Source organism: Sharpea porci (assembly GCF_009695655.1).
Lineage (GTDB): Bacteria > Bacillota_I > Bacilli_A > Erysipelotrichales > Coprobacillaceae > Sharpea > Sharpea porci.
Map to the genome: position 1 here is coordinate 12517 of NZ_VUNM01000017.1, position 16887 is coordinate 29403.

13 protein-coding genes are annotated in these 16887 nt (G+C 33.9%); 3 read left to right on the plus strand and 10 right to left on the minus strand.

All coding sequences use genetic code 11. The features are described from left to right. The first annotated feature begins 857 nt into the window (after positions 1-857). A complete protein-coding gene (rpsT, locus tag FYJ79_RS07850) occupies positions 858-1121 on the plus strand; it encodes a 30S ribosomal protein S20 (RefSeq protein ID WP_033162830.1) in 264 nt (87 codons plus the stop codon). Between the two features lie 121 nt (positions 1122-1242). Further along, a complete protein-coding gene (gene ispG, locus FYJ79_RS07855; RefSeq protein WP_154516474.1) occupies positions 1243-2322 on the plus strand; it encodes a flavodoxin-dependent (E)-4-hydroxy-3-methylbut-2-enyl-diphosphate synthase in 1080 nt (359 codons plus the stop codon). A 39-nt stretch (positions 2323-2361) separates the two neighbouring features. Here the strand turns inward: ispG and FYJ79_RS07860 are convergent, their stop codons facing one another. Beyond that, on the minus strand, positions 2362-2943 hold the full coding sequence (locus FYJ79_RS07860) for a manganese efflux pump MntP (protein WP_154516477.1): 582 nt from the start codon (positions 2941-2943) through the stop codon (positions 2362-2364). A gap of 296 nt (positions 2944-3239) precedes the next feature. On the opposite strand from FYJ79_RS07860, the gene FYJ79_RS07865 reads away from it, so the two are divergent. Next, positions 3240-3479, plus strand: coding sequence for a hypothetical protein (locus tag FYJ79_RS07865; RefSeq protein ID WP_154516480.1), 240 nt, complete (start codon positions 3240-3242; stop codon positions 3477-3479). A 34-nt stretch (positions 3480-3513) separates the two neighbouring features. Here FYJ79_RS07865 and FYJ79_RS07870 read toward each other — a convergent pair whose 3' ends face one another. From FYJ79_RS07870 to FYJ79_RS07910, 9 genes are all read right to left on the minus strand, one after another. After that, positions 3514-6876, minus strand: coding sequence for a DEAD/DEAH box helicase family protein (locus FYJ79_RS07870; protein ID WP_154516483.1), 3363 nt, complete (start codon positions 6874-6876; stop codon positions 3514-3516). Between the two features lie 109 nt (positions 6877-6985). Continuing rightward, positions 6986-8074 carry a restriction endonuclease subunit S gene (locus FYJ79_RS07875; protein ID WP_154516486.1) on the minus strand — a complete coding sequence of 363 codons (1089 nt, stop codon included), beginning with the start codon at positions 8072-8074 and terminating at the stop codon, positions 6986-6988. Between the two features lie 26 nt (positions 8075-8100). Then, complete coding sequence (xerA, locus tag FYJ79_RS07880) at positions 8101-9069, minus strand: site-specific tyrosine recombinase/integron integrase (protein WP_154516489.1); 969 nt, start codon at positions 9067-9069, stop codon at positions 8101-8103. Between the two features lie 422 nt (positions 9070-9491). Next, complete coding sequence (locus FYJ79_RS07885) at positions 9492-10619, minus strand: toll/interleukin-1 receptor domain-containing protein (protein ID WP_154516492.1); 1128 nt, start codon at positions 10617-10619, stop codon at positions 9492-9494. Between the two features lie 11 nt (positions 10620-10630). Then, entirely contained in the window at positions 10631-11722 is a 1092-nt protein-coding gene (locus tag FYJ79_RS07890; RefSeq protein WP_154516495.1) for a restriction endonuclease subunit S, read from the minus strand. A gap of 80 nt (positions 11723-11802) precedes the next feature. Further along, positions 11803-13305, minus strand: a complete 1503-nt coding sequence (locus FYJ79_RS07895; RefSeq protein ID WP_154516498.1) for a type I restriction-modification system subunit M — start codon at positions 13303-13305, stop codon at positions 11803-11805. Beyond that, positions 13292-14353, minus strand: coding sequence for a Fic family protein (locus FYJ79_RS07900; RefSeq protein ID WP_154516501.1), 1062 nt, complete (start codon positions 14351-14353; stop codon positions 13292-13294). The genes FYJ79_RS07895 and FYJ79_RS07900 overlap by 14 nt, the downstream gene beginning before the upstream one ends. Before the next feature lie 182 nt (positions 14354-14535). After that, positions 14536-15411, minus strand: coding sequence for a deoxyribonuclease IV (locus tag FYJ79_RS07905; RefSeq protein WP_154516504.1), 876 nt, complete (start codon positions 15409-15411; stop codon positions 14536-14538). Continuing rightward, positions 15402-16787, minus strand: coding sequence for a DEAD/DEAH box helicase (locus tag FYJ79_RS07910; RefSeq protein ID WP_154516507.1), 1386 nt, complete (start codon positions 16785-16787; stop codon positions 15402-15404). Before FYJ79_RS07910 ends, FYJ79_RS07905 begins: the two co-directional genes overlap by 10 nt. Positions 16788-16887: the final 100 nt, after the last annotated feature.

Consider the following 16887-nt stretch of genomic DNA (forward strand, 5'->3'; position numbering starts at 1 on the left):
ACGGACTGCCTTGATCGTCCTGAGACAGACCTTAAGTGCATTCTCCACAATCACCGAAATGACTGCTTCAACGAAGCACCGGCAGATCCAGATGATCACGCTCATCTAAAGCCCTCCTTTCCCGCCACAAATCGGAGGCGGAGGAAGTGCCCTCTATATATGTATTTGCCAGAAAAAGACATTTTTCTCACATAAAAATATCTTTTTTTCTTTTAGTGTGCCAAATTAGCACTGTGGGGCTTCTTTATCATATTCGCATCCTTAAAATGAGATCTTCGAAATATTGACTTATGCTGCATGTTTCGCTATACTCTTCTCGAGAACGCTATCTAAAGCAAAGCGAAAGGACAGGAGTTGTGCCTCCTGTCCTTTCTAGCTTTTAACGAGGCCTAGCTCGAGCGACTTTTACGGACTGCCTTGATCGTCCTGAGACAGACCTTAAGTGCATTCTCCACAATCACCGAAATGACTGCTTCAACGAAGCACCGGCAGATCCAGATGATCACGCTCATCTAAAGCCCTCCTTTCCCGCCACAAATCGGAGGCGGAGGAAGTGCCCTCTATATATGTATTCGCCAGAAAAAGACATTTTTCTCACATAAAATATCTTTTTTTCTTTTGGTGAACCTGGTTTTCTTCATTATGTCTAGAACTGAAGGCAATACAATACATAGAGTCAGAGCTTAAAAAAAGGCGCATATCGAGAATCTCTTACCTTTAGGCATGAGAAGCGACAAACAAGAATAAATTAAGAAGAGAAATGGAGTGCTCTTTTGAGAAACAAAAAAAGTGTTGCATTTAGCATTGCTTTTTGTTAGAATGAGTGGGCAAATGAACGAAAGGATGAGGTGAGAACTATGGCACACATGAAACAGCAGATCAAAAGATATAAAAACGATTATAAGAAACATGCAAAGAATGTTGCTTTTAAATCTGCATTAAAGACTGAAATCAAGAAAGTCTTAGCAGCAGTTGAAGCTGGTAATAAAGAAGAAGCTATCAAAGCTTATAATTCATGCGCAAGCAAATTAGATTCTTCTGTATCTAAAGGTCTTCACAAGAAGAATTATGCTTCTAACCAGAAGTCAAGATTACAGAAAAAAATCAACTCTCTTGGTTAATCAAGAGAGTTTTTTCTTTGGCTATTATGTCTTATGACATAATAGCTTTTTTTCTTTAAGTTCATATGATTGAATTCTTGAATCATTATGGATAAAATGAAGAAAGAAATGAGGTTGACATATGTTAAGAAATGAAACAAGATCTGTACATGTTGGTGATTTGACAATTGGTGGTAATGATCATGTTGTCATTCAGTCAATGTGTAATACAAAGACAAAGAATGTTGAAGCAACAGTAAAACAAATATTAGAGTTAGAAGAAGCTGGTTGTGAACTTATCCGTGTTGCTATCTTTGATCAGGAAGATGCTTTGGCTATTCGTGAAATAAAGAAGAAGGTTCATATTCCAATGGTTGCCGATATTCATTTTGATTACCGCTTAGCTTTAACAGCTATAGCATCAGGTATTGATAAGATTCGTATTAATCCTGGTAATATTGGTTCTATTGAACATACAAGAGCTGTTGTTGAAGCTTGTAAAGAAAAACATATTCCTATTCGTATTGGTGTTAATGGTGGTTCATTAGAAAGAGAAATCTTGAAGAAATATGGTAAACCTACTCCTGAAGGTATGGTGGAGAGTGCTATGAATCATGTCAAGATTCTTGAAGACTTAGACTTCCATGATATCGTCATTTCTTTGAAATCATCAAATACTTTACTGACAATTAAGGCCTATGAACTTGCTTCAAAAACATTTCCCTATCCCTTACATATTGGCGTAACTGAAGCAGGTACAGCATTAGGTGGGACAATTAAGAGTGCTTTTGGATTAGGAACATTACTCTATGAAGGTATTGGTAATACCATTCGTGTGTCTTTAAGTGATGATCCTGTCAAAGAAATACAGGTAGCGAAAGTCTTATTGAAGGAAGAAGGATTGCTTGGGGGTGTGCCAACACTGGTCAGCTGTCCAACATGCGGCCGTATTCAATACAACATGCTTCCTGTTGCCAATGAACTTGAACCATGGTTACAGGCAAACGTTCATGAGGATATTACTGTGGCTATCATGGGCTGTGCAGTCAATGGTCCTGGTGAAGCAAGAAATGCAGATATTGGTATTGCCGGTGGTGTTGGTGAAGGCTTGCTTATTAAAGGTGGCGAAATTGTCCGTAAAATTCCTGAAGATCAGTTAGTTTCAGAATTAAAGAAAGAAATCTTAAAACTCGTTGAGGAGAAAAAACAAAACAAAAAATAAAAACAAACCATGTAGGAATGTGCTCCTACATGGTCTTTTTTACATAAATACACCCGTCACAAAGATTTCTAAGCCAATGAAAATTAAGATGCAACCACCTAATATTGTTGCTTTTTCTGCTAGCTTCTCACCAAACTTAATACCAATACGTAAGCCCACCAAACAAATCACAAGAGTAACAATTGCAATCAAAACACATGCCACAAATGCCATCAAAACATTATATGAAGCAATTGTAAAACCAACAGACAAAGCATCGATAGAAGTCGCAATCCCTTGAATCAATAAAGTCGAATGATCAATTTCTGCTTCTTCCTCACTCATTTCCCCACTCATGCCTTCCTTAAGCATATTGATACCAATATACAACAAGAGAATCAAGGCAATATAAGGAATAAATTTCTCAAAGACTTTAAAATAACGCACTAAAGTATGAACACAGAACCAGCCAATCATGGGCATCATAAACTGGAACCAGGCAAAAGTGCCAGCTATCTTTAAAAGCTGATACCAACGCATACGAGGATTTTTGAGGCCATTCGCAAGACTTACTGAAAAAGCGTCCATTGCCAAGCCAACGCCTGTTAAACAACTATTGAAAATAAAACCTAATGAAAACATGATCTTCCTCCAGAAAAAAGGTATAGCACATACATATGCTATACCTTAGAATGTAGAATCACCCCATGCATAGCTTGCGCTAAACATGAGTCTTGCAATTATGGATGAACCAGGCTTTCATAACCATTATGTTGACTCATCCCCACTTGGGCTGCTACTCCCTCACGTGTTTTTACTATACCTTGCCTTCGTCTCGTAAGTCCACACTAACATTTTAGTTTTTTCAATTTTTTGTGAGAAATTTCCTCTTTTCTGACATATACATATATAGAAGCATAAGAAAAGGAGACATACATATGAACAATTATCTCACCGCTATCTCATTAAATGAATTTAATCAAGTCTTAGAATTACATGACATTCACGTAGATAAGTATACTCAAATTAAAATCCTACGTGCCCTGCGTTCTAACATCTATGCCATTGTCAATGATGACTATACATGCATTTTAGAAGAATACATTAGTCATCTCGCTGACTGTAATATCGATGCTATTCACAAGATGTGTACGTATTTCAAACCTTTACTCACTTAAAAGTCTATCCTAAACCACATCAGGTTTAGGATTTTTAAATTACGGCGTTGTAATTGATTTGATCAATAACATTTCTAATTGACATCCAAACTGAAGTATCATCAAAAATATCTACGACACTTCCCTGATCAGTAAAAGGAGACTCTTGTAATACCGAAAAATCTGTCATCATGCCATTATGGACAATATACTCAACAATTTGATTGACAAAATAGATTTGCCGACTGCTCATTCTTTTACCATCCAAGAAATCAGAAAATGCCTTTTTAGCAACATTCATATCTAAACCTACAATGCTTCTTACAAAGGCACCTAGCGGCTTCTCACCATATTCATGTCGATAATCTTCTTTTGTACCTGCTTCATTCCAAAGGATACGTTCTAAAGACTCTAGGTCATCCTGATCAAGTGGTTGATTCGTTTTGATTTTTTTAATTGCCTCATCGTTGACATGTTGCATAATACAAAACTCTGCTTTTGCTTTATAATTCCTCAAATCATCATTTTCAAGCTCCGAATCATTCCATGACATATCCAAAATGTTATCAGTGAAATTCGTATCATATCGGCGTTTTCTATCCGTTGGTAAATATTTCATCAAATTTCTAAGATTAATACGAATCTTTTCGAAATCATTAATTCCTGCACGGTCAATATAGCCATCTTCTAAAACTTGACTAATTAATTCTTTTTGAGCAAGTATTTCTGGAATGTTTGCAACTGAAGATATCGCTTCCACTTTCTTGTAAAGATCTGATTTTAATCGACCATATTTTTTTCCCGCTAATTGTGCTAATTCCAATCCAAAAACTAATGCATCAAAGCGAACTGCCGTTGCTTCATCATCGTCTGGTTGAATATATGGAGCAAGTTCTTCACGAACTTGTAACGTATCTTCAAATGTTATGCTCTGATAATTTTCTTTCTTCGCATACTTATCAACATATTTAATATGTTGTCTAACAGCAAAATTATCTCTTTTTATTTCCTTTACTTTATTGACCATTGTATCAACTAATTCATTTCTAAATGCAATCAATTGATCTGTTTGATAATTGAGGTCTTGCAGTTTATATGCCATCTGGAATTCCAGGTTAAAAATTGCGCTTTGTAATGCAATCATATTAGTTGTCGAACGTCCTTTAGACATACGGAAGAATTCAAAGTTTCCACAAAAATCAAAAATATAGAATTGCGATTTATCTTCCCCATCCATAAGTCCAGGGCATAGACGCGTACCACGTCCAATCATTTGCCAAAACTTTGCCTTACTCATCACCTTTTTAAAGAATACAAGATTCAATACTTCAGGTACATCTATTCCGGTATCAAGCATATCAACCGATATAGCTATCTGAGGAAGACCATTAGGATTAGAGAATTCATCTATTGCACTTTGTGAATATGTTGTTTGATTATCAATAACTTTTACAAAAGGTTGTCCATTTGTTCCTTTAGATAGGTTTGGATATTCTTTGTTGAAAATTTCCATAATCTTTTCTGCATGTAAATGATTTTTAGCAAATATGATTGTCTTACCTATTTTTTCACCATATTGAATTTTTAAGCCATTTGTCATTACTATATGAAGAACCTGCTTAATAGTATCTTCATTAAATAACCATGTATTTAATGCTGATGAATCTATTTTTAAAGGTAATACTTCTTCATTTTCAAAAGTTTCCTCATATTCCCTTTTTTCTTCTTCAGATAAATCAGCATAGGTTATACCTTCTTCAATGAATTTCAGTTTTGTTTCAACAGAAACATAATCAACTAAAAATCCATCCTTAACCGCCTGTGCTAACTCGTAGCCATATGTTGGTACACCATTTTCTAATTCAAAAATAGAATAAGTGTTTTTATCAATCTCATCTTTAGGTGTTGCTGTTAAGCCAACAAGTGGCGCATCAAAGTAGTTCAAAATATCTTTATATTTATTATAAATAGATCTATGTGCTTCATCACATATTACAAGATCAAAATGTCCAATTGTAAAAATTTTGCCCTCATCATCCATTATATTATCTACACAACTTATCATTGTTTGATAAGTTGAAAAAACACAATGAGCATTTATATTATCCTTATCTTCACAAAGATTAGTACAAGATAAATCTGGTAACATATTAACAAAGCTTCGTTTAGCCTGTGTAACAAGAGAAGTACGGTCAGCCAAAAATAGCACATTCTTGATCCAACCAGCTTCTAGCAATACTTTACACAAAGCAATAACTGTTCTAGTTTTACCAGAACCAGTCGCCATAACAAGAAGAGCTTTTCTTCTATTATCTTGGTCAAAACTTTCACACACTGCTTTTACCGCTGCTTCTTGATAATATCTACCAGCGATTCTCTTATCAACATTTACATACTTTAAGCTTGTCTTCATGTGCTGAAGATTAAAAAGCTTTTCAATATCTCTCTTCGAATAAATACCTGCTATTTTTCTTTCTGGATATTGATTATCAATAATGCGTGTCTCAAAACCATTTGTTAAGAATACAACCGGTCTTCTACCAGACTCCTTCTCAAGAATATCAGCATAAAGTTTAGCTTGTTGACGTCCTTTTACAACGTCTACACATGTTCTCTTTGCTTCAACAACAGCTAGAGGCATCTGCATATCATCATAAAGCACATAATCAGCATATCCTGTCTCAGATTGGTTAGGCATACCATTTAATTTAACTTCATTAAGCCAATCTTTCCCTTCAACCCAGCCAGCATCTCTAAGCATTTCATCTATATACAGTTTTCGTGTTGAGTATTCTGTTAGCTCTAATGGTCTTGGAATATAATTATCTTGATTTTCTATACGTCGTGCTGAGAGCTCGGCTTTTAGAGATTCATTCTCTTTACGCAATTTTTCTAAATCTAAATCTTTTTGTGCTATGTTTTGCAATTCTTTTTGCAATTCAGCTTTCATTGTTTCAGACTGTGCACGATTGCTCTTAGCTTTTTTTATACGGTCATTAATATAATCTTTATTAAAATCACGTTGTTCATATTCATCTGCATAACAGCAAGAAACAAAGTCCATAAAAATAAAGAGATTCTCTAAACAAAGCATTGCTGCGTCTTTGCCCATTTTCTTATCACCATGTGCAACATTATTGCCACAGCGACGAATATAATTCATTCTCTTTAAGAGATCCTCACCAACAATATTTCTAAATTCTACCGCATTCATTAAGCTTTGCAGATTATCTTGGTATGGTTTTTTTAGTTCTTCTTCAACTGAATACAACCATTTAACAGCAAATTCCATTGCTCTACGGCAATTTATAATACATGCATCAGAGTCTAGAAGGAAAACTTTTTCTGCTGAAATTGCAACACTAGCAAAATCCTTAAACTTCGGTTCTTCTTTCAGATAATCAAAATTAGTCTTCATGCTCACACCCCCAAGATAAATACTTCACATATAACTATTATAAACCTTCTAAAAGCACAAAACACTATATGTCTATAATACAATACACAGTTTATAAATACTATCTTATTTATACAAACCTTGATTTGTCGACTTGCTTAACTAATTCTACGAATTCATTTTGTAACTCTAGTGGCGGCACAAATCCTTTTAGATTTGCTATTTTACTTTGGAACAAATTAGCTTGTGCCGATACAGTCGTCGCTTTTTTTATTTGTTCTTGTATATATTCTGAAGTCATCATATATTCTGCAAATACTGGCAGTATATCTTTTTTGAACCTTATTAATGCAGCACTTCTAACCATTTGAAATTTTATTCCGGCTGGTACGCTGCAACATCTTCCGACCGATCCAGAGCACGAAATGAGCACATCACCCTCTTTTGGTACGATTCTCTTTGATATTCGGTTATACTCAGTTTCATCAATATAGTCTACATCATTTAATTGCAAAGAATGATTAAGGATATTCCTTGCTGATAACAAATATATTCCTTTTGAAGTACGCTTTGGTGTTGCATGTTCCCCATCAGTTATCACTTCCGATATTTCATTAACACTAAGTAATTTCCAACCTTTTGGATTTTCTCTTAAATCCCCAAACATCTCGACAAATCGGGCTTTAACAAGGTCATCAAGTGACGCTAATTCACACTTATAATCATTAATAATCTCTGTTACTTTATCAAGAATTTCTACTATATTTCTTTGTTTATCTATATTTTGTATATTTACTTTAAATTTTGATAATGTTGCTTTGTTAAGAGTTTTACCCATAACAGCTTTGTTGGTGCCATCCTCCCAGTTCATACTAGAAAACATATAATATATGTAGTCAGGTATAAGTTCCACTACATGCTTATCCCTAAACGACATAATTGCTTCGTTAGAATACATGGGTTCAGATGTGATTGCAGTCTTTCCAATTGAAAGCTTAAAACTCATGACAACAGTATTTTTTGGTATCTGACTAATTTTACTCTCAAATACCGCACGATCAGACAAACATTCCTTTGTTTCTTTTATGTATTTTCCACACTTCGATAAATCTGCAATAGATATCCACTTATTATCTTTTGAACTCCAATATTCCGGGGTATTCCTTGAAGGAGTCTTACCCATTTGGAGTTCAAAAATATCTTCTAATCTATATTCCATCTTTTATCTCTCCAAACCCGGATTTGTCAGGAAATATATTTTTGATGTGAAGCTTTTACATTGTTTTGATTTACCATAGCATATTGCATTGTTGTATCGATTTGTGAATGCCCAAGAATCTTTTGTACTTGTTCTATAGGCATGCCTTTATCAATGGCTCTTGTAGCCATCGTTCTCCTAAATTTATGTGGGTGTATTCTTTCGAGTTTTAATTCTCTACCTAGCTCTCTTAGACGTATTTCAACACCACTAATTTTTAATCTCTTGAACGGGGTATTCAATGTCACAAACAATGCTGGATTATCATCATTTCTAGAATCAATGTATTCTTTTAGATGCACTTTAGACTTAGCATCAAAATACACACGTCTTTCTTTATCTCCTTTACCATAAACAACACATTCTCTACCCTCTAAATCAATGTCATCAATATTAAGATTAACCAATTCCCCAACACGCATTCCTGTTGAATATAATAGATCAATAATTGCTTTATCTCTCGTTGTCTTACAACCATCTCTAAGCTTTTCAATTGCTTCATCCGATATCGTATTTTTAACAACTTTCTTTGTCTTTATTTTATGAATTCTTTTCATCGGGCTTTTTAAAATATAATCCTCTTCCTCAAGCCAAGAAAAAAAACTTGATATGTTACGTCTTACATTATCTATAGTTACATTCGAACAGTTATTTCTCTTTTGATATTCCGACAAGTACTCACGCATCTCTTCTGTTGTTATTTTTCTTACTTCAGTTTCTATTTGTGCAAACATGGCTTCTAATGTTGTTTTATAGAACTTAATCGTTCTTGATGAACAACCTTCTATTTGTTTTGCAGCAAAAAACATTTGCATAAAGTCCTCATTAGAGATATTTTGTTTCACTAATGTGTTTTCTGCAAATGTCTTCAATATAACTTCTTGTAGTTTCTTCATCTGCTCAATTGTTAGATAAGCAGACATTTCATTCAATACTATAACGATTTTTTCATCCATGTTGGTATCTCCTTTATACCAACATCAACCAACCATTATATAATTATCCAAATTATTTTTAAGATAATGAATTTAATAGCTTTTGCATTTTAGCAAACTCATATTTATTAGCATATTAAAATCACTTCAAAGCTAAACATTCAAATCATGCTTATTTTTTATATCATAAAGATCAGGATAAAAAAGCACTATCTGATAAAAAGCAACTCTCAGGAATATTGAATAGCTCGTATTTCTAGATTGATTTTTCATTTACTAAAGCGTTGCTTTCTCGAAACGAAATAACAATATAACTGAAAGAAGTTCCATGTAATAAACTTTGAACTATCAAAAAATAATCAGTTTTAGTTCAGCTTATAAAACAAATCATGTAAATTTTTATAGGTAGTTTTAATCAACCACGTTTCATTCGATGATTTCTATTAATTCGAAATATCCATCATAAACTGATCCAATATATAAATCCAGCGTTTTTCATCAACACTTAAATCAAACATTTTAATCAACTTATCTTTTAACTCAGTAATGCTTGCTTTGCATTTATCGCTCCCATCTAGAATAGCTCCCATTCTATTCGTATCCACAGCACATTGGGCATATTTAGGATTTTTAAAATTAAATGAAGGTACATAAATATTTGTATAATCTGATTGAGTTACCCACACAGCGCCCATTTCATTTAAGCATGCTGGACTATTTAAATACTCATCAGACCATAGAACAATAACAAATATTTTTCTACTAAAAGAATTCCTCAAATACTCATAAATATTCTGATCTAATGGAATTTTGTGTAGTGGATGAGATGTATATATTAGTTGATCTCCTTCTATTCCTATACCACTAAGAAGTTTTTCTAAAGCATTTCCATATTTTTTATCCGTAGAACTATGGCTTAGGAAAATGACAGGTTCTGATTTTCGATTACAATCATTCCTATCTATGAATTGAGAAAAGTCAACTTCATCTATTCCCTCATAAATTTCTTTTATCAATTCCCTATTTTTTTCATGATCATCATAATTAATGACAAATTTATTATCACAAATATCCATCCAATTTTCTGTATACCAGTCTAATAATCTTAACAAAAAATACTTAATCTTGTCTTTATCATTAGTACGTATCCCCTGTTCTAGGGAATACAAATCATTTGTGACAAAACCACCCTTTGTATAATTCTCAATTACTGTTTTAATACCCCTAAATTCATATTTCAGCTTATCATATGCATTGATTTTGTTCAAATCATTTTTACTTTCTTCAAGTTCCTCTAAATATGTAGACAAAATCGCTTTGGCGCGTTTAAGTCCACTTATACAAGCATCACAAAAATCACTTTTAGGAGTATTTAAGGCGTACACGCTTAAGTCGTATTGTTGTTCTTTAAATTCATCTATTTCGTAGCTCTCAGCACCATATTCATTGATTAAAAACCTTTCAGCTTTTGATTTCCATGCAAGAAATTCCGGAGAACTACTTGTTACTCTTTTCAAGATGAGTTGATCTATTTCACCTATTATTGATTTAAGTTTGTCTATTTTGTTCATCTTCCATCTCCTTATCCAAAGTATTCTTGCATTAATGAATCAAATAATAATTGTGCTTCATCTAATGCTTTTTGTACAACAAACCTTGATTTGTCGACTTGGCTTAAAAATACATCATATTGCTGCTGTAATTCTATTGGTGGGACAATCATTTCTCTTTGTTTTAATGAGTTGAATTCAATATTGTCTGCAGTTACAGCACGGACGCCAGATAATATATCCTTTTCATGCATTTTAAACTGAACAGATAGAAACTTTGCTAGAACTAGTTCATTAGGAATAAAAGCTTTCAAATCTTGATTGATAGTTATTGGAACCGCATTGATAGCAACCGGTAATGTATGCTTTAATATACCACTTCTAATAACAATAATTACTGAATTTACAGGAACCATTCTTGCTGTACTATTCTCTACACCTAATTGATTAATTTTAATTTGACTATCTTTTATCACTTTACATTTCATATCTTTAGAAGAAACCCAAGGAATATCACCATCCTTATAATACTCAGGATGTGCTTTCGATGGTGTCCCTCCCCCATATATTTCTGTGCATAAGCTTTCTACAGAAGCAGTTTTCCATCCCTTATCATTATTAATCGGGTCCCCAAACATCTCGACAAATCGGGCTTTAACAAGATCATCAAGTTTTTTTAACTCCAAACTTCTCATTTCAATAACACTTTGTAAGTTATCTAAAGTTCTAATAATAATATCCTGTTGTTCTAAATCACGAACATTATAAATTTCAATATCAGAAATATAAGCTTTATTAGTGTGCTTTAATCCAGCACCTTTGAATCCAGCTTGCAGAATATTCATATTAGCCTTTAAAAAATAATATAGATATTTGCACTTCACGCTATCGTTAGTTTGTAAAACAACACAGTCTGTTGACGTACTAAATTTGCCAGAATAATAATGTAATGTTGCATTTCCACCAGTTCCCATGATTATTGCTTCACCATCGATTTGATAATCATCATATCGCTTGTTTTCTTCTGAACTAGAAGTAAAAAACATGTATTTCCCATCTTCAACAGCTTCACCAGCTTTAATATTTGATTTTTGTGTAAAGGTACAAATTTCTCTAATTTTCATATATTAATCCAAAAATATCAAAATAGAATTTTTCTATCATCTAAACAAACCCGGATTTGTCAGGCTTGTTTTCTTCCTTTCTATGAGTTAAGCATTCTTTCTAGCTCATCCATTTCTTTACTTATTTCTTTTTCTAATTCTCGAATATTAGCCATTATTTCTGATGTTGGTGGATATTCAACTGGTACATATTCAATTTCTTTGTATTTATTGATTGAAAGATCATAATTATTTTCTTCTATTTCTTTCTTAGGTACCATGAAGGACTTTTCAGTTCTTTTTCTTTCAATCTCTTTATCTAGGTGTTTAAATCTTTCAATAATATCAGGGATGTCATTTTCAGAAATAGGAGTACGTTTGTCATCTAAGCTATAGCCATCCGCAGTCATATCATAGAACCATACATTGTCTGTACCGCCATGATTAGTTTTTGTGAACACAAGAACTGCTGTAGATACACCAGCATATGGCTTAAATACACCAGAAGGCATAGAAATGACTGCTTCAAGTCTGTTTTCTTCAACAATTTTTTTTCGAATACTCTTATGTGCATTGGATGCCCCAAACAGCACACCATCAGGTACGATACACGCACATCTACCACCTATTTTCAACATACGCAGGAATAAAGCTAAAAATAAGAGTTCTGTTTTCTTTGTTTTACATACTTTCAATAAGTCATTTGATACAGCATCTGCATCAAGACTTCCTTTGAAAGGAGGATTAGCCAATATCAAACTATACTTATCTTTATCTGTATTTTGTTCTGATAGGCTATCGCGATATTCAATAAATGGGTTTTCTATTCCATGTGTCATCATATTCATTGCACCAATACGAAGCATAGTACGATCCATATCAAACCCATTGAACATAGAATTCATATAATGGTCTTTCTTTTCTTTATTAAAGAAGATTTCATCTTTTCTTTTTTCTTTAAGGTATTCCGCTGCAGCAACTAGAAATCCAGATGTACCACAAGCAGGATCACAAATAACATCATCTGCCTTTGGATCTACAAGTTCGACCATCATACGAATAATATGCCTAGGAGTTCTAAATTGCCCATTTCTTCCAGCTTGAGCTATTTTATTTAATAAATATTCATAGACATCCCCACGTACATCTGAAGACTGAGCCTGACTCATTATACTGTATATTTCATCCAAAGAATCTACTACTTTTGAAAGCAGCAAAGGTGTTGGAAGTTTAAAAATAGCATCATCCATATATTTAGAATAAGCACTGTTCTTATCCCCATGTAAATCCTTTATAAATGGGAAAACCCATTCCTGCATGATTGTATACATTCTCCCAGCAGGTAAGTCACGAAATACTGACCATTTAAGTTGTCTTCCTTCTATTGTACGATCACCAATCTTTACTTCATCCGCAAAGATACTTTTATAAGGTAATCCTAACATGGCACTTTCTTTTGCTCTTTTGTTATCGACATCATCAAGATCTCTTATGAACATAAGATATGTTATTTGTTCAATAACTTCTAATGGATTTACAAGTCCTCCTGCCGCAAAGACATCCCATAATCCGTCAATTTTATTCTTTAATTCACCTGTAATCATTTAATCCTTCTTTCCACACATATTTAGTGTAACGGCCTCCACCTATCTTTTTAATCTTATCAGCCTTTAATAATTCTTTTAACGATCTTTGAATAGTTGTCTCACTTATATCAGGGTTCATCGCAATAAGTTCTGCTTTTGTTATTGGACCTAGATGCTCTTTTATTATAATTTCAACTCTATCTACTTTAGAGATATTTGGATCAGTCACTAATTTTACTCTTGATTCAAACTCCCTATACGCATTTATAATAACACCAAGCATATAATTCACAAATGGCTTATAATCATTTTCGTTCTCATACCAGTTTATTGAACTATCTTGTAAAACTTCATAGTACGTTTCTTTTGATTCCTCAATAATCTTTTCAATACTCACATATTTCCCAACAATAAATCCAGATTGATACAACAAAAGCAATGTCAATAATCTACTCATTCTACCATTTCCATCATTAAATGGATGAATGCAAAGAAAATCCAATATAAACATCATATTGAGAATGAGTGGATCCACATTATCTTTCGCTTCACGATAAGCATCGCAAAGGGCGTCAACAGCTGAAGGTGTTTCCCAAGCAGGTACTGGCTTAAATCTTATCCTTTCATTTCCATCTGCATCAGTTTCTTTAATAATATTATCTGAATTTTTAAAAGAGCCACCACTTTTTGCACCCACAAATTTATATAAATCACGATGTAATTGCAAAAAGTAGTTTGCATTAATAGGAATAAAATCGTAGTTTTCATGAATGGTACTTAATACATCACGATAGCCTGCTATTTCAGACTCATCTCTGTTATGTGGCGTTGTCTTAGCTTGAACTAGACTTTTCAATCTCTCATTCGCAGTTGAAATTCCTTCAATTCTATTTGAAGCTTCTGTACTTTGAATCTTCGCAATTTCCATCAACTCTTTTAGCTCGTCCTTATGAGCTTCAATAAACAAGCGTTGTTCTCCTTTATACTCATTAATAAGTGTCAGTTTTTTTACAATATCACCAGTTAACAGTTTTTGCCATTTGTCAGTATAGCTATAATTACGCATTTTTACACCTCCTTCTATTATATTCATATTTTTGTATATCTTATACCTGATATCATTCTAACTAATTTCAATTTGGTCGTCAACGGTTTTAATTTGGTCATTTTATATATAAATGACTAAATTGAATTGAAAATGACCAAATTAAAAGACAAGACTTATAACAGCCTTGTCTTCATTTGGTTTTATAATACTGCTTTAAGATGAGGGTTGAAGACTTGCTTTCTCAACATCTCAATTTCTTCTCCATAAGGAGCTACATCTTCAATATAAGGCGTTTCAAGAATCTTTGGAACATTCTCAAGTCTTGGATTATGAACAACCTTATTGAGAGCATCAAAGCCAATTGTTCCATAGCCAATGTTTTCATGACGGTCCTTATGGGCACCACGAGGATTCTTGGAATCATTGACATGAATGACTTTTACGCGTTCTAAGCCTAACTTCTCATCAACTTCATCAAGAATAGCATCAAAGTTATCAATATCATAGCCAGCATCATTTAAGTGACATGTATCAAGACATAATCCCAATTTATCACGCAGTTCAACATGATCAATAATATATTGAAGCTGATCAAAATCAGTGCCTAATTCAGTCCCCTTGCCTGCCATTGTTTCTAAGGCTATCGTACAGCCCTGATCTTCTTTTAAGACCGTATTAAGTCCTTTGACAATAGAATCAAGTCCTGCTTCAACACCACCTTTGACATGTGCACCGGGATGTAGAACGAGAATCTTTGCCCCAATTTCATCCACGCGTTCAATTTCCTGTGCTAAGAAATCAACAGCCAATTCATATGTCTCTGGTTTAATCGTATTGCCAAGATTGATAATATAAGGAGCATGCACTACAACATGATTGATATCAATACCATTATCCTTCATTAAAGCCTTAGCTTCATCAACACGTAATTCACTAATTGGTTTGCGTCTTGTATTCTGTGGTGCGCCTGTATAAAACATGAAAGTATTAGCCTTATAACTTAAAGCTTCTTTGACACTTCCTACAAGCATCTGTTTACCAGACATACCCACATGTGATCCAATAATTAATCCCATAAGCTATTATTCTCCTCAGCCAATCTCTTTTCACGCTGTGCTTTCTTATAGCGTTCTTTTCTCTGACGACGAATATCATTACGAATGATTTCACGTTTCTTTTTACGATAAAGCTTTTCAACTTCGGCTTTTCTCTTCTTCTTATAACCAGGTTTGACTTTACGTGGCTTACGCACAATCTTAGCCACTTCTTTTTCAAGTTCACTTGGTTCATGTGTTCGATTCTTACGTTTCTGACGTTCACCTGCATCGACAAGATGACCCTTCTTAATTTCTTTCATTAAGAAATGGATGCCCTTCTTTTCTAAAGCTTCTGTCATAGCCTGATTGCTTGTATCATACATGGAGAAGCATTCGCCTGTGTAGCTGCCTCGGCCACAACGACCAGAACGGTGAATATAGAAATCCTTTTCAGTTGGGAATTCCATATTGATGACATGGGATACACCGTCGATATCAATACCTCTTGCGGCAATATCTGTCGCTACAATATATTGATATTCATTATTATGAATTCTACGCATCATCTGTTTTCTTTCACGTGGCTGTAAGTCCCCATGAATCTCACCAACCTTAATCCCATCATTTCTTAACTGATGTGTAAGCTGGCTAGCTTCCTGTCTTGTATTACAGAAGATAATACAGATATAAGGATCTATGATATTCATAATTGATCTTAAAACTTCATAACGATCTTTATGTTTTGTGGGAATTAAATAATGATTGACATGATCTGATGAGGCTTTCTTTTCATCAACCTGCACCAATTCCGGATTCTTCATATATTTTCTTAAGAAGACCTGGAGTTCCTGAGGGATCGTTGCCGAGAAAACAAGCATTTGTAAGTCTTCACGCATCTTGCCTAAGACTTCATCAAGATCTTCTAAATAGCCAAATTCCAATGTCATATCAGCTTCATCAATAACAAAACGTGTTGCCGTGGTAATGATTAAAGCTTGTTCATTTAATGAAAGATCCTTAATTCTACCCGGTGTTCCAATAACAACATGGGGCTGATGATTAAGTTTAGCGATAGCTTTTTGTTTATCACTGCCACCAATCACAAGTGAAACACGTAATGCCTCATTATATTTCTTGAAGACTTTCGCATTCTCATAGATCTGCATCGCAAGTTCACGTGTTGGTGCGACAATAACTGCCTGAACACAGTCTTTTGATGGATCGATCTCATTCATGATAGGTAAGAGGAATGCATGTGTCTTACCTGTACCTGTCTGGGAAATACCCATGATATCACGATGATGTGTGACAAGGGGAATCACCTTTTCCTGAATTGGTGTTGGTGTATTAAAATGCATATGTTCAATTGTCTTATTGACAAATTCTTGAAAGTGATAATTTGTAAATGTAGTCATACTTTTCGCCTCCTTTTAAGCCAATTGATTATAACATAATTTTATTCAAAAGCAAATTTTATTGATGAATTCATCCTTTTCTATCGCTTGCATTTTGTTT